Source organism: Flavobacterium sp. NRK1 (assembly GCF_024054175.1).
GTDB lineage: Bacteria > Bacteroidota > Bacteroidia > Flavobacteriales > Flavobacteriaceae > Flavobacterium.
This window is the reverse complement of the sequence record NZ_JAMXLA010000001.1, coordinates 3014523-3036606: the sequence shown is the minus strand read 5'-3', so window position 1 is coordinate 3036606 and position 22084 is coordinate 3014523. Positions and strand designations below refer to the sequence as shown.

Annotated in this window: 21 protein-coding genes; 8 read left to right on the top strand and 13 right to left on the bottom strand. The window is 31.4% G+C overall.

Annotated elements, in window-relative coordinates; all coding sequences use genetic code 11:
* The 7 genes from NHE85_RS13985 to NHE85_RS13955 form a co-directional block, all read right to left on the bottom strand.
* The coding region (locus NHE85_RS13985) for a YaiO family outer membrane beta-barrel protein (protein WP_252812763.1) at positions 1–933 on the bottom strand (933 nt) is incomplete at its 3' end.
* 44 nt (positions 934–977) lie between these two features.
* Complete coding sequence (locus NHE85_RS13980) at positions 978–2402, bottom strand: glycosyltransferase family 2 protein (RefSeq protein WP_252812762.1); 1425 nt, start codon at positions 2400–2402, stop codon at positions 978–980.
* Between the two features lie 6 nt (positions 2403–2408).
* Positions 2409–3335 (bottom strand): HEAT repeat domain-containing protein, encoded by a 927-nt coding sequence (locus NHE85_RS13975; protein WP_252812761.1) that lies wholly within the window; start codon positions 3333–3335, stop codon positions 2409–2411.
* 85 nt (positions 3336–3420) lie between these two features.
* Entirely contained in the window at positions 3421–3786 is a 366-nt protein-coding gene (locus tag NHE85_RS13970; RefSeq protein WP_252812760.1) for a response regulator transcription factor, read from the bottom strand.
* Positions 3783–4472, bottom strand: coding sequence for a hypothetical protein (locus NHE85_RS13965; protein WP_252812759.1), 690 nt, complete (start codon positions 4470–4472; stop codon positions 3783–3785). The genes NHE85_RS13970 and NHE85_RS13965 overlap by 4 nt, the downstream gene beginning before the upstream one ends.
* Positions 4473–4558: 86 nt before the next feature.
* A complete protein-coding gene (locus NHE85_RS13960) occupies positions 4559–8134 on the bottom strand; it encodes a PAS domain S-box protein (protein ID WP_252812758.1) in 3576 nt (1191 codons plus the stop codon).
* 222 nt (positions 8135–8356) lie between these two features.
* Entirely contained in the window at positions 8357–8800 is a 444-nt protein-coding gene (locus NHE85_RS13955) for a PleD family two-component system response regulator (protein WP_252812757.1), read from the bottom strand.
* 591 nt (positions 8801–9391) lie between these two features.
* Here NHE85_RS13955 and NHE85_RS13950 point away from each other — a divergent pair.
* Entirely contained in the window at positions 9392–9709 is a 318-nt protein-coding gene (locus NHE85_RS13950; protein ID WP_252812756.1) for an Hpt domain-containing protein, read from the top strand.
* A gap of 16 nt (positions 9710–9725) precedes the next feature.
* Here the strand turns inward: NHE85_RS13950 and NHE85_RS13945 are convergent, their stop codons facing one another.
* The 5 genes from NHE85_RS13945 to NHE85_RS13925 form a co-directional block, all read right to left on the bottom strand.
* The gene (locus NHE85_RS13945; RefSeq protein WP_252812755.1) at positions 9726–10163 is read right to left on the bottom strand and encodes a YHS domain-containing (seleno)protein; all 438 of its coding nucleotides are present in this window, start codon (positions 10161–10163) and stop codon (positions 9726–9728) included.
* Positions 10164–10165: 2 nt separating this feature from the next.
* Entirely contained in the window at positions 10166–10771 is a 606-nt protein-coding gene (gene msrA / locus NHE85_RS13940; protein WP_374676578.1) for a peptide-methionine (S)-S-oxide reductase MsrA, read from the bottom strand.
* A gap of 22 nt (positions 10772–10793) precedes the next feature.
* The gene (msrB, locus tag NHE85_RS13935) at positions 10794–11351 is read right to left on the bottom strand and encodes a peptide-methionine (R)-S-oxide reductase MsrB (protein WP_252812753.1); all 558 of its coding nucleotides are present in this window, start codon (positions 11349–11351) and stop codon (positions 10794–10796) included.
* Positions 11352–11481: 130 nt separating this feature from the next.
* The gene (locus NHE85_RS13930; RefSeq protein WP_252812752.1) at positions 11482–12927 is read right to left on the bottom strand and encodes a sodium:solute symporter; all 1446 of its coding nucleotides are present in this window, start codon (positions 12925–12927) and stop codon (positions 11482–11484) included.
* Between the two features lie 289 nt (positions 12928–13216).
* Positions 13217–13384, bottom strand: a complete 168-nt coding sequence (locus NHE85_RS13925; protein WP_252812751.1) for a hypothetical protein — start codon at positions 13382–13384, stop codon at positions 13217–13219.
* A gap of 707 nt (positions 13385–14091) precedes the next feature.
* Between NHE85_RS13925 and NHE85_RS13920 the strand changes: the two genes are divergently transcribed.
* The 7 genes from NHE85_RS13920 to NHE85_RS13890 are packed head-to-tail and all read left to right on the top strand — an operon-like array spanning position 14092 to position 20199.
* The gene (locus NHE85_RS13920; RefSeq protein ID WP_252812750.1) at positions 14092–14505 is read left to right on the top strand and encodes a response regulator; all 414 of its coding nucleotides are present in this window, start codon (positions 14092–14094) and stop codon (positions 14503–14505) included.
* Between the two features lie 9 nt (positions 14506–14514).
* Positions 14515–15054, top strand: a complete 540-nt coding sequence (locus NHE85_RS13915; protein ID WP_252812749.1) for a heme NO-binding domain-containing protein — start codon at positions 14515–14517, stop codon at positions 15052–15054.
* 2 nt (positions 15055–15056) lie between these two features.
* The gene (locus NHE85_RS13910) at positions 15057–16973 is read left to right on the top strand and encodes a PAS domain S-box protein (protein ID WP_252812748.1); all 1917 of its coding nucleotides are present in this window, start codon (positions 15057–15059) and stop codon (positions 16971–16973) included.
* Between the two features lie 6 nt (positions 16974–16979).
* The gene (locus tag NHE85_RS13905) at positions 16980–18113 is read left to right on the top strand and encodes an FIST signal transduction protein (protein WP_252812747.1); all 1134 of its coding nucleotides are present in this window, start codon (positions 16980–16982) and stop codon (positions 18111–18113) included.
* Positions 18110–19159, top strand: coding sequence for an ATP-binding protein (locus NHE85_RS13900; protein WP_252812746.1), 1050 nt, complete (start codon positions 18110–18112; stop codon positions 19157–19159). The genes NHE85_RS13905 and NHE85_RS13900 overlap by 4 nt, the downstream gene beginning before the upstream one ends.
* Positions 19140–19457 (top strand): Hpt domain-containing protein, encoded by a 318-nt coding sequence (locus NHE85_RS13895; protein WP_252812745.1) that lies wholly within the window; start codon positions 19140–19142, stop codon positions 19455–19457. Before NHE85_RS13900 ends, NHE85_RS13895 begins: the two co-directional genes overlap by 20 nt.
* Positions 19458–19470: 13 nt before the next feature.
* Positions 19471–20199 (top strand): LytTR family DNA-binding domain-containing protein, encoded by a 729-nt coding sequence (locus NHE85_RS13890; RefSeq protein ID WP_252812744.1) that lies wholly within the window; start codon positions 19471–19473, stop codon positions 20197–20199.
* A 29-nt stretch (positions 20200–20228) separates the two neighbouring features.
* Here the strand turns inward: NHE85_RS13890 and NHE85_RS13885 are convergent, their stop codons facing one another.
* The gene (locus NHE85_RS13885; RefSeq protein ID WP_252812743.1) at positions 20229–21959 is read right to left on the bottom strand and encodes an APC family permease; all 1731 of its coding nucleotides are present in this window, start codon (positions 21957–21959) and stop codon (positions 20229–20231) included.
* Between the last annotated feature and the right edge of the window lie 125 nt (positions 21960–22084).

Genomic DNA, 22084 nt, shown 5'->3' with positions numbered 1-22084 from the left:
CCAGTAATTTTTAAAATATTTACCAACTGATGCGGTATACACCCATGTATCATCAGTAGTAAAGTTTAAAAATCTAAAACCGGCATCTACCTCAAAAGCAGCCGGCAAATTGGCATAAAGAGAAAATCCTGCCCTAAATTGCGGAAATATATCTTTATTCCCAGAAATTCCTGTATTAATATATGCATAAAATGTTTTTGAAAAATAAGGATAAAGGTCTACTTCAAACTGAGCGGCATCAGTAGCAAACCTATTTGCATAATTTACCCTTGCAGTTGCAGATCCAAGTTTGGTTTGTCTTGTGTAATCAAGTGCAACTAAATGCCACGGATCATCGAAACGTTTATCAAAATAGGAATAATCATACCTCAGCCCTATTGCATTTTTTGAAGATAAAATTGATATTCCCCGGCTTAAAGCCCTTGCTTCTTCATGTCCAGGATTAATAATTAAAAGTGCATTAATTGTATTATTTGCTTCAGTAAACTTTTTTAATTCAATAAGAATTTTTGCTTTTAGCAGAATCAGTTCCTGGGAACCCTGATCTTTAGATAAGCCTCTTTCAACAATATCTAACGCCTCTTTATAATTTTTGCTCCAATATTCCAGATTGCCATAGGCCAAATATACTTCTTGATTTTCAGGATGTTCTTTTATAGTTTTTTTAAAGACACTCCTACTTTTATTGGGTTGATTATCCCATGAATATAATCTTCCTAAAAAAATCTGAATATCTGTATCATCAGGAGAAATAATTAAAGCTTTTTCGGTTAAATCTATGGCTTCTTTAAAATTTTTATCTTCAAAAGCAGCATGCCTTGCTTTCGCAAATAAATCTTCTGCAGTTATATTATCCTGAGCAGAAATAACAGGCATTGTAATAATTGTAATTACAAAAGCAAAAAGCAATTTTATTTTTAGCGTTTTATACATTGCACTGGCAGTATTTAAAATTTATTAAAATATTCGCTTACACGTTATTTTTTCTGAGGATTAGTTAAACCTGTTCTTGTCATGGCTCCCCATGATTTTTTTCCTCTTATTAAATCATAATTACCTCTTATAGCAGCCCACATAACAAAAGGATGATAAAATAATGGTTCCATGAATGCCGTTCGTATTAATTTAAAAATATACTGTGGCTTTTTATATTGCTGAAAAGAATATTCTTCAAAAAAAATTGCTGTTATAGAATATAAAACTGAAAACAGGTAAGCTACTGTAAAAAAGCTGAAAAATATTAGCCAGTGTAATTTTCCCAAAAACAACAAAAGGCATAAAAATAAAATTCCCGAAAATTCAATTATTGGAGCAAGCCATTCAAAAAACAGCCAATAGGGTGTACTTAATAGCCCTAAAACTTTAAACTTAGGATTAAAAAGCATATCACGGTGTGTCCATAAAGTTTCTATATTGCCCCTGGTCCATCTGTTTCTCTGCCTGTATAAAATATTCCATTGCTGGGGTACTTCTGTCCAGCAAAGCGGATCGGGAATAAACCCTACCGAATAGGGTTCTTTTCTCAAAAGCATCATTTTACGCATACGCACAAGCAATTCCATATCCTCCCCTACCGTCTGCGTATTATAGCCGCCAGCTTCTATAGCGGTCTTTTTATCAAACATACCAAAAGCACCCGAAATAAGCAGCAGCCCATCTAATCTTGACCATGCCATGCGGCCCATTAAAAAAGCCCTGAAATACTCAAGAATTTGTGCGCGGGCTATAAATTTATCCGGTAAGCGAACTTCAATAATACGGCCATCTTCCATAATACATGAGTTAGCAACACGTATAATACCTCCGGATGCTATCACTTTTTTTTCATTATTTAAAAAGGGTTTTACCAGTTTAAGTAAAGCATCATTTTCAAGAATACAGTCTACATCTATACAGCAGATTATATCATTCTTACAATTATTTATACCAACATTAAGCGCATCGGCTTTTCCTCCGTTTTCCTTATCAATAAGCGTCAGGTTTTTATAGGCTTTATGTCTGGATATATATACTGCCCTGACTTTTTTAGTTTCTAACTTATTATATCGTGGTGATTCATCAATTACCATATCAAAAACATCTATAAGTTTTTGAAGTGTATTATCACGGCTTCCATCATTAATAACAACTATCTCATAGGATGGATAAGCAAGTGTCAGCAATGATTTTACATTTTCAACTACATTCGCTTCTTCATTATAGGCAGGAGCCAATATTGATATTGAAGGAAGGTTAAATGATTGGAGCATCGCCGTTTCTTCCTGAGGCAAATTATAAATTCTCTTATAGTTTTTAATTTCTAAAAAAGAAAATAAAGCCGCAAACAGGTAGCCTGAACATATAATTGCTGCATATGTCAGGAAAAGCCAGCTCGCTATTTCTAATAATATATTATAATTCAAATGAAGTTATTTTAAAAAATATTGCTCAACTCTTAAAAATTCAGTTTTAACTTCTATATCATCGTTAGTAACAGAAGGCAAAAGCAGCATTAATTTTTTATAATCGCCTAATTCTTTGATGACTTTTAAAATTTCTTTTTTAACCGTAATGGAAGATGAAGAGAAATCTGCTATACTAAGATCAACTGTTTCTTCATATCCCAGTTTGCGCAGGCATATTATAGCTTCTTTTTTAATTTCATCATTTAAGCTATTAAAAAAAGGAATTACTTTTGGAATGTTCTCAAACTGTCCGTACTCGGCAATCATTTTCATAGAAAAAGTCACTACGCTTTCCTGTTCGTGAGTAAGCCATTGTGAAAAATCAGGAATTTCTCCTTCATAATTTTTTAAAGCCGCAGATATGTGTATCTGCTGCCATATAGTTAGAGGTTCCTGTAATTTATACAGAAAATTTAAAGGATCTTTTTCAGAGAGTTTTATAAAGTAAAGTACTGTTTGCAGCCGTATTTCAACTTTTTTATCATTAAGTAATGATATCATTATACGTTCATCAGCTTTAATCTTAAGATTAGATAAAACATATACAGCTCTTGCACGTTTGTACCATTTTTTATTTTTTAAATCACGTAACACAACATTTTCTAATCCTAAAAGAAAGAAAAGTTTTTTAAGTGCCGTATTAGACTCACCTTTAAAATTTTGATTATAAATTAAAATCACCTTTATGGCAATTGCTTTTTGCAATCCTGTTTCTAAATAGGTGTTTTTAAACTCCGTTAACTGGCTTTCCTTAAAATCAGGGCTGAAGAGATAAACGTTTATAAAATCAATAAATAAATTTTCATAGATCTTTTTATTCTGACTTCTGTAGTTTTTATATATCCTTAAATAAAAAATAAAAAAAACAAGGCAAAAAATTAATATTGCCAATAGAGTGCAAAATAAAAAGTCTAATTCTAATATCCAGTTCCCCCCGGAAATAGTATAATAGTTATCCCCCAATTTATTATTTTTTTTACAGTTTAGCTAAACTCCTTTTAACTCTCAATGATAATTCATTAGGACTAAACGGTTTTGTAATAAAGTCATCTACACCCATATTAAAAGCATCCATAATAATACTTTCCTGAGTTGAGGTAGAAAGTACAATTATTGGCAGATTTTCAGATTTCTTTTTTATGAATTCAATTATCTGTATGCCTGTTATAAAAGGCAGCATTAAATCTGTAATTACTAAATCAAAGTCAGTTGACGCTAATATTTCTAAAGCTGTCCTGCCATCATTAGCCACTTCAACTTCGTAACCATCATTATTAAGTTTAAACTCCAAAGATTTTACAACCATTGGATTATCTTCTATAATTAAAATCCTTTTTTTCATTGCATATTTAATTCAGGAAAATCTTTTTTTATTTGTATTATCATTTCCGAAAATTCAGAAACTAAATCTTTCACCAGTTTTGGTAAATCAGCTTCTGTCGCATTGTGATTTAAAAGTGAACAAATATTTACAGCATTTTTGTTTTCAAGCATTTCAAAAGAAGGCTTTATATTGTGGGCAATTTGGGCAATCTTATCGTAATCTTTATCTATAAGTGCAATTTTTAACTCTTTAATTTTCTCCTCAACCGAGGAATTAAATATAATAAGTGTCTCTATAATAAAATCGTTATTATTATCTGAAACCTGTTTTAGGTAATCTAACGAGTATAACTGAGGTTTGGATTTTCTCTCTTCATTATATTCTTTATGCAGCTTATTAATCAACGGTATATGTGATTCATTAAATGGCTTCTCTATAAAAAATGCAGCATCAGTTAGGGTATCATTTACAGAATTTATAGTTTCACATAATATTACTGCCGGTATATCCTGTCTTATTTCTTTTTTTATGTAATTTATTGTCTGGTATGCATCTAAAGGCACAGCTTTTTCATCAATTATAAGAATACTCGCTTTCATCCCTTTTTTTAAAAGCTGCAGCACTTCAAAACTGGTATCACAAAATATTACGTCCCAGTCGCTTGGTATTAATACATTATTTTCATTGGCAACAATTAAAATCATAATTTATTTTCGTGCTTAAAATTGAAAGATTAAAGAAAATATAAAAAGAATAATATTTTATTATAGTTAAAGTAATTAACTTTTTTTTAGCTTTTATCGATCAGATATTCGGTAATGATCCCTTTTAATTTTTCAAAAATTATAGGTTTTGTTATATAATCGTTCATGCCGGCTTCAATACATCTTTCTTTTTCTCCGGTTAAAACCCTTGCGGTTAGTGCAACTATAGGTACTGATCTGCCTTTTTCAAGACTTCTTATTTTTTTTGCAGCATCAAACCCACTCATAACAGGCATTTGTATATCCATAAAAATAAAATCGAATAGAGAATCATTAAATAATTCTACTGCTCTTTGCCCATCTTCTGCCAAAACAATGTTTGCGTTGGGTAATACTTTCTGAATAATCGTTTTTGCCAGAATCTGGTTTACAGGATTATCTTCAGCTACTAAAATATTGAAAGAAGATTCAAATTTATCAGATGCAATTTCTGTAACCTCTTCTCTTTTTCCCTCTGAAACAGGTTTTTTTACCACACTTATCAGGTCAAAAAGCTGATCTATCCTAATTGGTTTAGTTATATTAAACTTAACATCTAAGTCTTTACATGCCTGTACAATATCATTATTTATAATTGAGCTGTGAAGCAGCATTATAGGCAAATCTTCTTTGGTTAATCCTACTTTATTTCTTATATGCCCTATGAGTTCTATACCTGAAAGATAAGGCATGTTATAATCTATAATTGCAAAATCAAAATCTCTGTCTTTCTCTAATATTTCAAGCGCATCAATTCCATTTGAAGCAGATATTGACTCAATTTTACCAAAAGCAAGCATGTCTTTTAAAATAGTGACATTATTTTCATTGTCATCAACAATCAAAACTCTTTTAACATCATGCGTGTTTTCATTTTTATAGGATTCCCCCTCTTCTGTCTTAAATTTTACATTAAAGGAGAATGTACTGCCTTCATTTAATTTACTCTCAACTTTTAAACTACTATCCATAAGCTCAAGAAGGCGGTTACTTATAGTTATTCCCAGCCCGGTACCTCCATATTTTCTTGTAGTAGACGCATCTTCCTGATCGAAAGCATTAAAAATCTTTTTTAAATTGTGAGGAGCTATACCAATACCTGTATCACGTATAGAAAAAGTAAACATCATTTCTTCCTCAGTACTCTCAACCGGAACATTTTCAACTTTTAATTCTATTTCTCCTCTTTCAGTAAATTTAACCGCATTTCCAAGCAGGTTTATAAGAATCTGCCGTAATCGTATAGGATCGGCAAAAATAAAGCGTTTTACATCAGGCAATATATTTAATAAAAGTTCCAGTCCTTTAGTATGTGCATCATGCTTAATAATATCCACCGTTTGCGAACATAATTCAATAATATCCGTTTTTTCCTCATTAAGTTCAAGCTTACCGGCCTCGATCTTAGAGAAATCCAGTATATCATTTATAAGGTCCAGCAGAGAATGTGCAGAAGAGTTAACCATTTCCATATATTTTCCCTGGGTTTCACTAAGAGAAGTTTTCATTAACAGATCTGTAAATCCAATAACTCCATTAAGAGGAGTTCTTATCTCGTGGCTCATATTTGCCAAAAATTCAGATTTAGATTTATTAGCCTCTTCAGCTTTTAATTTTTCCTTTCGCAAAGATGTTTCCATTTTTTTCAGCTGGGAAATATCTATTGCAATGCCTACATAACCTGTTATTTCATTTTTAGGATTTCTAATTGATGTAATCACCAGCTGTACCGGAAATTCTGTACCATCCTGACGTATAAATGTTGACTCAATAGAATTAAACTCTCCTATATCGGCTTTATAAACAAAAGCCTTGAAGCCCTGAATATCTTCATTATAAAATTCAGATAAAACTTTTCCACGTCTGGCTATTTCTTCAGGATCATGAATATCACTAACATTCATTGCGCCAATTACATCTTCCGCTTTATAGCCCAGCAGTTTTTCTGCCCCTTTATTAAATTTCTTTATAATTCCATTCACATCAGTTTCTATAATAGAAACCTCTGTAGTTGCATTTAATAAACTTTTATGCTCATTCAGGCTTTTTTCTAATTCCTGTTTAGCAAGTACTCTTTTTGTAATATTATTTATTTGAGAAACAAAATAAAGTGGGTTACCAGACTCATCTTTTATTAATGAAACATTTAATAAACCATATACAATATTACCCTGCTTATGCAAATATCTTTTCTCAATACTGTATGTATTAATTCTTCCATCTATAACCTGTCTTAACAGCCTTAGATCAATATCAAGATCGTCCTTATGTGTCATTTGCTGAAAAGTAAGGTGCATAAACTCATCCTTAGTATAACCAAGCATATCGCATAGCGATTGGTTAACCATTAACCAGTTTCCTTCCAGTCCTACTAAAGCCATTCCGTTAGGTGAATATTCAAAAGCACTTTTAAAACGAAGTGCATTTTCAGAAGCCAACTCTTCCAGTTTTTTGCGTTCTGTAATATCTTCCACCTGCGTAGTTACAAGAAAATCATCACTATTATTAAGATAAGCTATAGAAGTATTAGTTCTGCACCATATTATTTCTCCGTCATTTCTGTAAAAACGACAAACTATTGAATAGTTTTTAAGCTCGCCCGCTAATAAACGTTTCCTGTAGTTAGCAGCCATCTCAAGATCGTCAGGATGAATAAGATCCTTATACGTAAAATTATAGAGTGTTTCCTGATCAGTTTTTTCAAATCCGAAAATTTTTAACGATGCAGGGTTGATCATTAAAATTTTTCCTTCTTTATTTACAAGAACAATTCCTAAAGAAGAATTATTAAAAATAATTTCAAATTTTTCTTTAGTTTCAATATATTCTAATTCTTGTTTCTTTTTTTCATCTATGTCCTGAAAGGCTCCGTAAACCCTTACACATTTATCATCTACAAATTCGGGCTTACCAAAAGACCTCACCCATTTTTCATTCCCCCTGGCAGTTATTATTTTAAATTCTTCGTCAAAAGGAGCACCATTTTCTACCGCTTTATCAAATAATTTAATTACCAGATCCCTACTCCATCCTTCTTTATAAAATTCTAATGCAGTCTCTATATTCGGAACAAATTTCTCATCAACTTCATGAATCTCTTTTGTAACCTTTGTCCAGGTTAAAGTCTGATTAATCAGATCTGCTTCCCATCCGCCTACTCTTGCAGTCTGGTTTGTTTCCTGAAATATCTGATTTAATCTTTTAAGCTTTTTTATTTTCTTTAATTGCTTAACTTCCTTAACACTATTTTTAAAACGTATTAATAACCGCTGGTGTTCTCCTTCATTTTTATTTATAATAAGCGCTTCGGCTGCTAAAACAATAAGATTGCCCGTCACAGATTGAAAATTCAGCTCAGTTTTAAATTCACTTTCTGATTGCTGTAAAAGATGTAAAACCTGATTTTTAGAAGTTTCAGTTAAACCTGACATCCAGTTTTGATGAGAGTAATCATTCTTTAAAGTTTTTAGGAATGATTCACTAAGCCAATAATTTTCAGGATTTTGAAGATCGCAAAATAATATACCATCACATTTATCTTTAGTGATGAAATCAAAAAAAATAGTATTTGCTGAAATAAGATTTTGAAATTCGTCTTTAAGAAGAATGTATGATTTTGTCATATAATTTTTTCCGTAAAAAGCATTAGAGAAAAGTACATCTTTATCATTTAATAAACAAAAAAAGGATTAAAAACTTCATTGTATGCTAGTATTAAGAAATAACCATAACTGAATAGCTTATTATCAATAAGTAAGCCCCGACTTAATTGTCAGGGCTTACACAACATAACCAATAATAAAAACCAACCAATCTTAATTAAATAAATTTTATATATATTTTATTTAAGCTACGCTTATCATGCTATTATTTTTTTCCATATTGTAAGCTTCACTTGTAAGTTTTTTTATTCTAACAGATATTTCATTTAAATTCAGGGGTTTTTGCACATAATCATTCACTCCCAAAGCAAAACCTCTTGCCACAATTTCTTCATCATAATTTGCAGAAAGCAAAATTATAGGAACAAAGTTGTGCTTTATCATCCTCAAATAATATATCAGATTTAAGCCTTCCGTTTTTTCATTATATCCGTACACTCTATTTAAATCGTCTTTATGAGTGGGTATATTACTATCAGTAATTAGTATATCAGGTTCAAAATACTTTAAAGTTTCTACAGCAGTATATACATTCCTTGCAATAACAATCTCGTAGCCTTGTTTTTTTAATGTTCTTTCTAATGAGGTAAACACTAATTCCTGATTATCTACAATTAAAGCCTTCATATTTGTACTTTGGTTAACTTTCTTGTACAAATGTAATTGCAATTAAAATTTAAAATTCCCTTTTTAGTTCATTGGATATTATCTGTCGGTGAAAAGCTACCTTCCTAAGATAGAGTGTGATTATTAGAAATTAGATTTAAAATGTGCGTTATATAACTACCTGTTTACAAATAAAAAAGCTCCTTTGGGGGAAGGAGCTTTTTAACAAACCAACATTAGAAATTAAAGTTATTAGTGTGGGGGAAGTATCAATATGTATAATGTCAATATTTAAATCTGATACAAATATCCGACTGTATATAATTAAAAACAGCATTATTCGATGAATGGAACTTTACTGTAGGTGAATTATAAAATATGGCCGTTAATAAGAAAAAGCATTTAAACTTTATGTATGTAATTATAATGTTAATAATTTCGTTTTAGGATATTTAAATTTCGTACTTATTTTAAATTTCTGCTATAATTATCTTTCATAGGTCTACCAAATGCAAACAAATATAGACCAATGGCATTTCCGTATCGATTATATATTAGCATTTTAGAGATAACTTGCACATAATTATTCATTACTAATATTTAAGAAAGAAAATGGAAAAGCCAAATATTAATTATATAAATGAAATTGCGGATAACGACACAGTTTTTAAAAAGAAAATCATCAGAATTTTGAAAGAAGAGCTGCCTTTGGAAATTGCTGAATATGAAAACAAAATGAATATATCAGATTATTTTGGAGCATCAAATCTTGTTCGCAAAATCAAACACAAAATAAGTGTAGTAGGAATGAAAAAAAGCTACAACATTGCAGATACATTTGAGTATAATCTTAAGAATCAGTCAGAAGAGCTTAAATCTGATTTCAACAATATACTTTTTGTACTGCAAAATTATACTGCTTCCTTATAGTATAACAGCTATTTAATTATTCATCCTTTATTTTAAGCCAGTTAGCATCGGCTTCAATAATATAGTTATTACGATTTTTGTTCCATACCTCCTGCACTTTTTTATTGTAGTTCAGATATAATTTCCCATTAAGTATTGTAAATGCATCAGGCTCCGTATTTGCTTTATATCCCTGAGATGTTCCGTAAGCACAATATCCTCCGTATTGAGGAATAAATTTTTCAGGATTTTCCTTAAATTCTCTTAGATCTTCCTCGCTTGAAAAAAGCCAGTTAGCTTCTTTGTATCGATAAATAAGTTTTATATTGCCTTTTACCGGCATATTTTCTTTAAAATAAGCTACGGCATCATATCCGTTTATTGCATAGGTTTTTGTAGCATATATTTCAGGTTTTTGAGCATAACTCCCTAATGTTCCTAAAATTATTAGCGCTGCTATTATTAAATTTTTCATCTTTATTTATTTTTCTTTTTGAGCCTGTCTTTAAAAACCTTCTCAAATTTTTCAAGTTTTGGCTGTATTACCAATTCACAATACTGTTTGTTCTTATTTTTTGCATAATAATCCTGATGATAGTCTTCTGCTTTATAAAATTTCCTGAATGGTTCTAACGATGTTACAACAGGCTTATCATAAACTTTAGCTTTATTAAGAGATCTAATGATATTTTCAGCAATCTCTTTTTGTTTATTATTTCTATAAAATATTACAGACCTGTATTGTGTACCTATATCTGCTCCCTGACGGTTAAGGGTTGTGGGATCATGAACAGTAAAGAAAACTTTTAAAATTTCATCAAGATTTGTTTTTGTTTTATCATAGGTAATTTGTACCACTTCGGCTGCACCTGTTGTGCCGGTTGAAACATTTTCATAATCAGGCTTAGTAATATTCCCGCCTGAAAACCCCGATACAACAGATGTAACCCCATCAAGATTTTCATAAATAGCTTCTACACACCAAAAACAGCCGCCTCCAAGAGTAATTGTTTCCAGGTTACTATCTGATCTCATTTCTTTCTTTTGGGCAAAAGCAGTAACTGTTACCACAAATGCCATCATTATCATTTTTTTCATTACTTTATTATTTGGTATCAGGAATAAAATCAAGAACAATAGAATTCATACAATATCTTTTACCTGTAGGAGGTGGCCCATCATCAAACAAATGGCCTAAATGGCTGTCACATCTGCCACATAATACCTCTGTTCTGTGCATTCCTAAAGAATTATCATCTTTATAAACAACACTGTTTTTGTTTGCCATCTCAAAAAAACTGGGCCATCCGCATGAACTGGAAAATTTTGAATCGGATCTGAAAAGTTTGTTACCACAAGCTGCACAATAATAAGTCCCTTTAACATCTGTATTCCAATACTTTCCTGTAAAAGGCCTTTCGGTATCCGCATGCCTTGCTACTTCAAAAACATCTTCAGGCAATATTTTTTTCCATTCTGCTTCACTAAGATTTAGTTTGGTAGTATCCGTATTAGAATAATAAGGATTTTCCGGTTTTTGAATCACATTCTTACTTATATCAGTTTTTGATACAACTGAATGTTCTTTCTTTTGGGCACAGGCTGTTATTGCTAATAAGGACAATAACAGCATGCATACTGAAAATTTGTTATAATAATTCATGATATTTTAAATTTATAATCAAATTTATATTGATATAAATAATCCAAATGTCAGCTACTTTACAAATCGAAACAAATAATGAATTTTTAATTAATAGATAAAGTAGTTTTTAATTCTCATTCAATAAATATCAGGAAAAATCCGGAGTTTTATTTCCGTAAATAGTCTGTACCAAAATAAAGGAAACTAAAGATACAGAGATACCGAAGAAATTAGCATCTAATCCCAGGGGAAGCTCTATCTGACTAATTATAAGTATTAAAGTTGTCAGTCCACCCGTAACCATAGCTGTTAATGCAGCTTTAGCCGATGGTTTTTTAAGTATAAGCGTTCCTAAAACAGGCACTAACAGCCCTGAAACCATAAAGGCATATGAATAAAGCATAAGTTCAAGTACATTTTGCATATTGGTTGCCAAAACTATAGCCAAAGCACCAATTATAAGTGTTATTACCTGTGAGTATTTTATGTGGCCAAACTTTCTTGTTCCTTTAAAATACTCGAGTATATCAGTAGTAAAGTTTCCCGATGCTGCCATTAAACAACTATCAGCTGTTGACATAATTGCAGAAAAATAAGCTGATAACATAAGCCCCATTAATCCTATCGGCAATATTGTTCTTAAAAACAGAGGCAGGCCAAGTTCAGCATCCATATGAACGCCGGGAGCATATCCAATAGCAGTAAATAAACCCTGCTCATATCCTACCCTGGCAAAAAGCCCCAAAGCTATACCCATAAAAGCCATTATCGGCCATTCAAACAATCCTGCTATAAACCATGCTTTTTTAGCAGTTTTTTCATCTCTGCAGGCAAAAATACGTTGATAAAGTGTCATTCCTACAAACCATATAGGCACAATTGTAATAAGCCAGTTAAATATTTGTACAAAAGAAACATTAGTTAAAGACATAAAGCCTGAAGGTACAGTATTGCTTATAGCTTCCCAGCCACCTACATAACTATATCCTAAAGGAATACCTATAAATATTAGGCCTCCCATAAGTATTATCCATTGAATGGTATCGGTATAAATAACCGCTTTAATACCCCCTACTGCCGTATAAACTACAGCGATAACGCCCATTATAAGTACTGCTGCATTAATAGATATACTTGGAAATGTAGCTTCTACCAGTTTAGCTCCTGCAAGTATTTGTGAACTTGTAAAACCTACATAGCCTATTAACGATATAAAGCCGGCAATTAATGCCACCTTACCATTATAATGAAAAGCCAAAGATTGAGGAAAAGTTAAAAACTTATTTTCTCTTGCCACCGGATAAATTTTCGGAATTAAAAAAACCGCACTTATCCAGGCTCCCAAAAGGCCGGTAAAAAGCATCCAACTACCTGAAAGTCCCATCATAAAGCCAAGGCCTCCCAATCCAATTGAAAAGCCCCCGCCAACATCTGTTGCTACTACTGAAAGGCCTATATGCCCAGCCGACATATTTCTCCCTCCTACATAATAATCTTCTTTAGATTTATTACGGCTCATAAAGTAAAAGCCTATGCCAAGCATAACTAATAAGTAAACTATGAATATTAGTAAATCAACAATATGTATTTTCATTATATAAAAAAATTTTTAACGCGTTAATCAGAGGAAGATGTAAATATCCCTGGTTTAAGTTAAACTATGTATGCTAATAGCCTTTGCTGTAATAAGTCCCTATTATCAACAGATGTGTATTTATGATAATATAGATAAGGACTGAAAAGGCGACGAAATGCAATGTGCAGATCTAAGAAACATTGAATGTGGGGCAAATATAGTAATTTACAGCTATGTCTAAAAATATGATGTTTTATAAACAAAAAAAGAGGCTTTAAAAAGCCTCTTACAGAATGATATATAATAATTAAAAAGAATAGTTTTCTGCTTCCAAGAGAACATCATTTTTCTTAAAAGTAATAATCAATTCCTTTTTTTGGATGTTAGCTTTAGTATGAGGTATAGTTTTGCTTTCAATCTTTTTAGCAGAAATTAAAGGACTACATACTAAACAAATACAAAATATCTTTCTCATTTTTACAAAAATTTAAATCAGATTGCCTTTTAATAATCCCCTCCCCTAACAAAGAGGGGATTATATTCACAACCAATCATAAAACCAACAAATTAAAAACCTAACTATTTATATTGCCGCTTATACTTATTAGAATAGCGTTTATTTCCTGTACAAATATATTTTTATAATCACTCTCAAATTTTGGTTATTAGTCCATTAGGCGATTGCTTTCGATGAATGGTAAATATTTCTCGATTACCTGATTTAATGCTATACTGAAAATAAAAAAGCTCCTCTGGGGGCAGAAGGAGCTGGAAAAACACATTAGAATTTTACATTGAAATTTGGGGGATAATAACTTTGCATTATGCTTATGGGGGATTAGCATTAAATTCTGATACAAATATCGGTTGACTTCCATTCAGAGAAAGTCATTATTCGATGAGTGGTAAAAATATGTAGATGAATTTATAAATAACGTAAGACAAATTGAGTGAAAATATGTTTCCGGGAAAAGAAATATGATTTTTCAAGCTTAAAAACAAAATACTAAAAATCAACACTTTAAAGATTAAACATATAGAACTTTCCTACGAATTAACCATTCACCGAACAAAACCGTCCATTCGGCTACACATAATGTACAGCTTATCGAAAATTCACGATTTATTAAGGTTAAGCAAGTATTTTTGTTCATTAATTCCAACCTTACATCTTTAAATATTATGCCCAGATCATTAAATATATTACTCATTGAAGACGATACTATTGAGGTAATGAAATTCAATAAGGTTTTAAAAAACCTGGAGCATAATCACAAAATAGTAGAAGCTAATAATGGAGAAGAAGCATTACTGCTTCTAAAAGAACAAACTATAGTTCCTGATATTATAGTTCTAGATCTTAATATGCCTAAAATTACAGGTTTAGAATTTTTAGAAATTTTAAAGAAAGATGATATTCTAAAATATATCCCGACCATTATATTAACAACATCTAATAATCATAAAGATTTATTAGAATGTTATAGACTAGGGATTGCAGGATATATTTTAAAACCTCTAAAATATGATGACTACGTTGAGAGGGTAAAAAAATTAATAGAATACTGGAGCCTGAATGAATTAATATCTCAATAACTATATAATATGTATGGAATCATTTATAAGGCTATTGAGGAATATATCCTGGATAACTTTTCTGCCGAAGTATTATATAAAGTAAAATCAAAAAGTGCAAACGCTATAGATTTTTCAAATATCGATCAACCTTATAATGATGCGGCACTTTATAATCTTGCCAAAATACTGTCTGAGTATGTTTCGACTGACATTAACATTATACTATTTAATTTTGGGGAATACCTTATAAAAGTCACTCACAAAAAATATCCGGACATAATGGAAGGCAGGGGTAATAATTTGATTGATTATTTAATAAATTTACCTAACTTTCATAATCGTATTATGCTAATTTATCCAGAACTCACCCCTCCGGAATTTAGAATAAGTAATCTGGAAGAGAAAAGTATGCTTTTTCATTACTTTTCAAAAACCAATGCAATGAGAGAATTTGTAAGAGGGTATTTAAACGGATTAATGAAAGCTTTTAATGCGGATTTATTGATTGAATTTGCCTATTCCAAACATGAAAACAACTTTGAAGATGTTTTCAAAATAAGCTGGTAATTATGAATAACCTTACTTTTAGTGAAGATAGTTTTAATACAATATTCCCTTTTTACATTTTATTTGATGATGCTTTAGTTATTACATCGTTTGGAAAAAGCATTGCTAAATTATTTCCTTCTTTAAAAAAAGGAAAACACCTTTCTGAATATTTTATATCTAAGCGGCCATTTCTGGAAACAATGGATATAAAAAACATTCTGGAAAATCTGAATCAGCTTATAATTTTAGAAAGTATTTTAAATAAAGATTTGCTGATGAGGGGGCAGTTTACCCAAATGAATGATAACATTTTATTTGTTGGCTCACCATGGTTTGCATCTCTAGAAGAAGTAAGAAAAAACAATCTTACAATATTTGATTTTGCAAATTATGATCCTCAACTGGACTTACTACAGATTTTAAATACACAACAAACTACAAATAAAGAGCTTAAGTCGCTTCTTAAGATTAACAATAAGCAAAGTCTGGAATTAAAAAAAGACAGGGAAGAACTAAACCGGCTATCTTTAGTTGCCAGTGCCAACAAAAGTGCCATAGTATTTACAGATGCAGACGCAAAAATATTCTGGTGCAATGATGCCTATCTTAAAGTAACAGGTTTTACTAAAGAAGATATTATAGGGAGAACACCTATTGAAGTTGGAAAAACCCCTACTACTGAAAAAGAAGCCCTGAGGCGAATGGCTGATCTATTTTATAAGGGTGAAGCATTTGATGTAGAAATTACCCATGCGCGTAAAGACGGCAGTTATTTCTGGACTAGAACTAAGGGCCAGCCAGTATATGACAGCAATGGAAAACTTCTTCAATATTTTGCAATTATTGAAGATATGACTGAAGAAAAGGAAAAAGAAGAACAGCTTATTTTACTTTCCCTCATTGCCGAAAAAAATATCAATTCTGTAGTAATATGCGATAATGAAGGTAAAATTGAATGGGTAAATTCAAGTTTTATTACCATGTCAGGATATACCGCAGAAGAACTGACAGGTACAAAACCCGGGATTTTATTACAAGGCGAAGAAAGTGATCCTGAAACAGTTAACTATCTAAGTAATCAAATAAAAAAAGGTGAACCTTTTAAGTGCGAAATAATAAACTATTCTAAAACAGGAAGAAAATACTGGGTAAAAATTCAGGGGCAGGCATTATATAATAAGTTTGGTGAAATATCAAAATTCTTTGCCATTCAGGAAGATGTTACGGACAAAAAGAAACTTGAAGATGAAAGAGAAGAGTTGGTTGCAAGCCTTAAAAAAAGCAATAATGACCTTGAACAATATGCTCAAATTGTATCTCACGATCTTAAATCACCCCTTAGAAGCATAAACACACTAATATCTTGGATCAAAGAAGAAAATGGGGAAATGCTTACCGATCAGGCTAATAATTATTTTGATCTGATTGAGGGAAAAATAGAAAAAATGGATCATTTAATTCAGGGGATATTGACCTATTCTAAAATAGATAACAGAGATAGTAATTCTGAAATTATAAATGTTGACGAAATAGTGACTAATATTATTAATATAATAGATATTCCTGATCATATAGCAATAAGCATTTGTAAAAAGCTGCCATCTATATCTGCTGATCGCTTCAGGATACAACAATTGTTTCAAAATATTATTGGCAATGCTGTAAATTATATAGATAAGCCTCAGGGATTAATAGAAATTGATGTAGAAGAACATAAAAAGTACAATATATTTTCTATAAAAGATAATGGACCGGGTATTGCCGAAGAAAACCATGAAAAAATATTCAGAACATTTCAGTCACTCACAAAAAATGAAAAATCTACAGGACTTGGCCTTAGTATAGTAAAAAAAATTGTAGACTACTATAAAGGCAAAATATGGATTGAAAGCAAACTTGGCGAAGGCTCGGTTTTTTATGTTTTACTCTTTAAATAAAACCTTATGAAGATAGTACAGGCATTAAAAAAAGAGAATTTGGAATGGCAATATATTACTGATAAATCTTTATTAGTAAATCCGTTAGTCTTTGTATTTGGAAATAGAATAATACTTGAAAATAAGGCATTTATAGAAGAAATAAAAAAAGAATTTCCTTATAATCATATAGTTTTTGGTTCCACTGCGGGTGAAATAATGGATTCCAATGTCTTCGATAATACAGCATCAGTAACTGCCATAGAATTTGAAAAAAGCAGTTTTATTGTTAAGACCGAAAATATTCTTGACCATAATAAAGATGCAGCGGCACTTGGTAAAAAACTCTATTCAGAAATGCCCAAAGAAAATTTAAAGCATTTATTTGTGGTTTCTGAAGGCAGCTTTACAAATGGAAGCTCGCTAATAAATGGACTTGAATATGATATAGATAAAAATATTTCTATTACGGGTGGTATATGCGGCGACGATGCCAGGTTTGAAAAAACACTGGCTTCATATAACGAAATGCCAAGAGAAGGAGAAGTAATTCTTATTGGTTTTTACGGAGATTCTTTAGAAATAAGTTTTGCAAGTTCGGGTGGATGGCAGCCATTTGGGCCTGAAAGAGTTATTACACGTTCTGATTCTAATATTTTATACGAAATAGACGGACAGCCTGCATTAGAATTATATAAAAAATATCTTGGTGAAAAAGCTGATGAGCTGCCACAGGCATCTTTATTATACCCTTTAAATGTTACAGCACCTGAAAAACAGCAGGCGCTGGTAAGAACCATATTAAGCATTGATAATGAAAACCAATCAATGGTACTTGCAGGCGATGTTCCTGAAAATTCTAAAGTGCAATTAATGATGGCAAATATTGACGGAATTGCCCACGGAGCACTTCTTGCTGCGGAATATGCTATGGAACAACGAAAAACGAAACCTGAAATTGCAATATTAATTAGCTGTGTAGGCCGCAAATTAGCTATGAATCAGCGTGTGGAAGAAGAAATAGAACAAGTAAAAGATACCATAGGTCACACTGCTGCTATAACCGGCTTTTATTCTTATGGAGAAATAGCTCCTTTCGGGGGAAGCCACTATAGCCAGCTGCATAATCAAACAATGACATTAACCCTCCTAAGCGAATGAGGAATCCACTACTTAAAAGACAAATAGCAAAACATTTAGGCAATTATGTGCCTGCAGGCCTGGAAAACTTTTTAAATGCTGTAAATAATTCCTATAGTAATTATGAGGATCAGATAGGCATGCTTCAGAGGGCCATGAAATTAAGCTCTGATGAATTGTTTACTGCTAATGAAAAACTGAGGGAAGAAGCAAGAACACTTTCTGAAGTGAATAAAAATCTTGAATTTATATTAGGTTCAATGAATCTTGATGTAAATGAGCAATCATCATACGAGAATTTTAATCCTATTGAATATATTAAACAACAATCGGACGAAATTATAAGAATTAATAAGCAGAGGGAAGAACTGCTAAAAAATCTTGAATTGCAAAATCAGGAACTGAATGATTATGCCCATGTTGTTTCCCATGATCTTAAAGCCCCTTTACGAAGTATAAATACTCTTATGGAGTGGTTTATAAACGATAATAAAGATAAGCTTACACCTGAAAATTTAAATTCATTAGACATTATTTTATTGAATGTAGAAAAAATGGATTTGCTCATTAAAGGTATACTTGATTACTCGTCTATTGATAAACTAAGTTCTGAAGACCGGGTAATTGATTTTAATATACTGATTGATGAAATAAAAAGGACAATCATAATACCATCCCACATTACACTAAAAATAAACAATGAACTGCCAAAGATGTATGGCAATTATTACAGATTTAAGCAGCTTTTTGAAAACCTGATTGGCAATTCAATAAAATACAATGATAAAGAAAATGGTTTAATTGAAATTGGATCTCAGATTAATGCCAACAATGTGACCGAGTTTTATGTAAAAGATAACGGGATGGGGATTAACAAAGCTTATCATGATAAAATATTTAATATTTTTACAAAGCTTGACAGCAAAGATCAGTCTTCCGGTATAGGATTATCTATCGTAAAAAAAATTGTTCAGTTTTATGATGGAGAAATATGGTTAGATAGCAAAATAAATAAAGGAACAACCTTTTTCTTTACATTACAAAAAAATGGAGACACCAAACCTTAATTATATTAATGAACTTGCCGGTGAAGATGTGGCTTTTAAAGCGCGCCTTATTACTATTTTAAAAAAAGAACTGCCTTCTGAAATTACCGAATATAATAGCAAAATTCAAATATCCGAGTTTGTTGAAGCTGCCGGACTTGTTCATAAGATTAAACATAAAATTAGTATTCTGGGAATGGAAAAAAGTTATTATATTGCTGAAAAGTTTGAAGATAACCTTAAAAACAAATCAGCAGATCTAAGATCAGAATTTGAGGAAATTCTGATTGTGATGCAAAATTTTATTGCTGCTTTATAATTTAAATTACTGTATGAATTGCATAATAATAGATGATGAGGCAATGGCCAGGGAAATTATTTCACAAATGATTTCCAAACATCCTGCAATTAAACTTATTGAAGAATTTTCAAGTGCTATTGAAGCAATAAAATACCTGAATCAGAATACTGAGAATATAGATTTAATTTTTCTTGATATACACATGCCCGGATTTACCGGATTTGATTTTATTCAGACAATAAAAAATCCACCTTCAGTTATACTGATAACATCTGATAAGAATTTTGCCATAGAAGCATTTGAGTATGATTGTATTGTAGATTATCTGGTTAAACCAATAACAGAAGACCGTTTTCAAAAAGCTGTTAAAAAAGCTGAATCTTATAATGCACCACAACCTGTTATAAAAAATACAGCTACTACCCCACAGGAACAACCTGCTGACACAAATACTGAATTTTATGTAAATATAGACCGAAGGCTTATAAAGATTGATATTGCTTCTATAAATTTAATTGAAGCTAAAGGTGATTATATACATATTAAAACAGAAAGCAAAAATTATATTGTACATTCTACACTCAAAAAAATTGAGGAAAAACTACCTTCTTCATTATTCCTGAAAGTACACAGAACATATATTATAAATATCAAAAAAATAGTTGATATAGAAGATAACAGCGTACTTATTGCAAAAGATGTTGTTCCTGTAAGCAGGGCTAATCGACCTGAATTAATGAAGAGGCTGAATATGCTTTAGTTACATGATCTCAACACTTATCTTTTTGATTACATAATTAGTCTTACACCCCCTAAATCAGAAACGCGATAGGAGAATTTATCTCCCGGAGAACCTATAAACATAAAGTTCTTAGGTATATTCCATTTTTTAGAAAGCTCATCTATCAATTCCGGGCCGAATGTGCCATCAAGTTCAATAAATTCAATATGTATTTCCGGATAAGCCCTGTCAAGTACTTCCAGGTCTTTCTTCAAGGCCTCGTTACATTCTTCTCGTTTCTTAATGTTTACTATTTTAAGTTTTCTGGTAGTTTCATTATTCTGAACATATTGCATTACCTTATTTAATATAGCTACATTATCACCCTTAGTAAAGAAAACAAATTCTTGTGAATGGATCTTACGATGCAGTTTTCTTAAATAACGGTTACTTATTACTGCAAATTTTCTAATAGGATTATAAAAATATTCTACCAGATCAAGACTTAGCTGAATAAGCATAGAACGGCTCAACATAAGCATCACAAAAAGCAATGCGGGAATAAGATATTTTATAAATGTTTTAAAAGCATCTTCATTCAAAAGCATATTACCTATAAAGCCAGTAACAATAAATCCTATTGCTATAACTACTATTAGTCCGTTAGCTCTTTCAGGACGCGGCAGTTTTTTACGCTTAATTTTTAGCAGAAGGTTACCAATACCAAATAATGCCATAACCGCCAAAAATGAAAATGTATATACACCTGCAAGTGATTCGAGATCACCGTTAGTTGCTACTAAAACAGAAATACATAAAATTAAGAATGTAATAATTATTCGGTAGCATGACCCGTTTTTATTCTCTTTAAGAAAATAGTTAGGTAATATCCTGTCAAGTGTCATACGTTTCAAAAGTCCGGATACTCCCACGAATGACGTTAAAACCGCTCCACATAATACTAATACGGCATCAACAGATATAAGCCATGAAAGCCACTCACCTCCTGTTGTATGCCCCATATATGCCAAAAGCGATTCTTTATGTTCTCCTAATTCTATAAAGGGTATTATAGCAATTAAAAGTAAGGCTATAACAGGGTTAAAAAAACTTACTATACCCCACATATTACGAAGGGTTTTCCTGAACACTCCTACCTCCTGCTCTTCTACAAAATTTGCAGAGCTTTCAAATCCGGAAATACCAAGCATAGCCACCGAGAATCCTAAAAAAAGAGTGTATATAATACCCCTTGGATTTACAGGCATCTGCCAGTTTAAATGAAATGTATCAAAACCATGAGAGAAAACAAAGTAAAGAGATGTAAGTACCAGTAATGTTAATGATATTAGATGGAAAAGAAAAATAACTACTGCTACAATTGCAGATTCTCCTATACCAATAATAGCGAGTATTGTAAATAGCGCCAATACGATGATAGTTGCCATTTCTACGGGTAAGCCTCCAAAAATGTTATGAAGATAATGCATAGCCTCGCTTGCAGAAATAACAGCTGTAGCCATATATGACAGAACAGTAAGTATAGCTGCTACCGAAGCTATTTTTTTGCTTGATGTATTTAAAAGAACATTATAGGCCCCTCCGTTTAAAGGAAGTGCGCCAACAACTTCGACATATATTTTTCTAAATAAAAATAACACCAAAGCAACTATAAGTAATGAGATCCAGGCATATTGTCCTGCAAAGCCAATTGTCAGTGCAGAAACATATAAACACGAAGAACTTATATCATTACCACATATTGCTGTGGCTTGTAATTCATTTAATTTTTTGTGCATTATAATTGCATTATAATAAGGTTATAAAATTTAAAAATACTCTAAAATAATAAGATATAAAATAAAATTAGCATAACATACAGCAATGTTAATATTAAGTTACTGTGTTGTAATTATTTATATTT

Excerpts from the sequence above, each read along its gene's own strand:
- NHE85_RS13930 (WP_252812752.1), bottom strand. The coding sequence starts at position 12,927 with ATGAAAATACATATTGTTGATTTACTAATATTCATAGTTTACTTATTA.
- NHE85_RS13955 (WP_252812757.1), bottom strand. The coding sequence starts at position 8,800 with ATGAAGGCTTTAATTGTAGATAATCAGGAATTAGTGTTTACCTCATTA.
- NHE85_RS13890 (WP_252812744.1), top strand. The coding sequence starts at position 19,471 with ATGAATTGCATAATAATAGATGATGAGGCAATGGCCAGGGAAATTATT.
- NHE85_RS13905 (WP_252812747.1), top strand. The coding sequence starts at position 16,980 with ATGAAGATAGTACAGGCATTAAAAAAAGAGAATTTGGAATGGCAATAT.
- NHE85_RS13900 (WP_252812746.1), top strand. The coding sequence starts at position 18,110 with ATGAGGAATCCACTACTTAAAAGACAAATAGCAAAACATTTAGGCAAT.
- NHE85_RS13945 (WP_252812755.1), bottom strand. The coding sequence starts at position 10,163 with ATGAAAAATTTAATAATAGCAGCGCTAATAATTTTAGGAACATTAGGG.
- NHE85_RS13950 (WP_252812756.1), top strand. The coding sequence starts at position 9,392 with ATGGAAAAGCCAAATATTAATTATATAAATGAAATTGCGGATAACGAC.
- NHE85_RS13925 (WP_252812751.1), bottom strand. The coding sequence starts at position 13,384 with ATGAGAAAGATATTTTGTATTTGTTTAGTATGTAGTCCTTTAATTTCT.
- NHE85_RS13915 (WP_252812749.1), top strand. The coding sequence starts at position 14,515 with ATGTATGGAATCATTTATAAGGCTATTGAGGAATATATCCTGGATAAC.
- NHE85_RS13965 (WP_252812759.1), bottom strand. The coding sequence starts at position 4,472 with ATGATTTTAATTGTTGCCAATGAAAATAATGTATTAATACCAAGCGAC.
- msrA (WP_374676578.1), bottom strand. The coding sequence starts at position 10,771 with ATGATGGCATTTGTGGTAACAGTTACTGCTTTTGCCCAAAAGAAAGAA.
- NHE85_RS13885 (WP_252812743.1), bottom strand. The coding sequence starts at position 21,959 with ATGCACAAAAAATTAAATGAATTACAAGCCACAGCAATATGTGGTAAT.
- NHE85_RS13970 (WP_252812760.1), bottom strand. The coding sequence starts at position 3,786 with ATGAAAAAAAGGATTTTAATTATAGAAGATAATCCAATGGTTGTAAAA.
- NHE85_RS13895 (WP_252812745.1), top strand. The coding sequence starts at position 19,140 with ATGGAGACACCAAACCTTAATTATATTAATGAACTTGCCGGTGAAGAT.
- NHE85_RS13910 (WP_252812748.1), top strand. The coding sequence starts at position 15,057 with ATGAATAACCTTACTTTTAGTGAAGATAGTTTTAATACAATATTCCCT.
- NHE85_RS13920 (WP_252812750.1), top strand. The coding sequence starts at position 14,092 with ATGCCCAGATCATTAAATATATTACTCATTGAAGACGATACTATTGAG.
- msrB (WP_252812753.1), bottom strand. The coding sequence starts at position 11,351 with ATGAATTATTATAACAAATTTTCAGTATGCATGCTGTTATTGTCCTTA.
- NHE85_RS13960 (WP_252812758.1), bottom strand. The coding sequence starts at position 8,134 with ATGACAAAATCATACATTCTTCTTAAAGACGAATTTCAAAATCTTATT.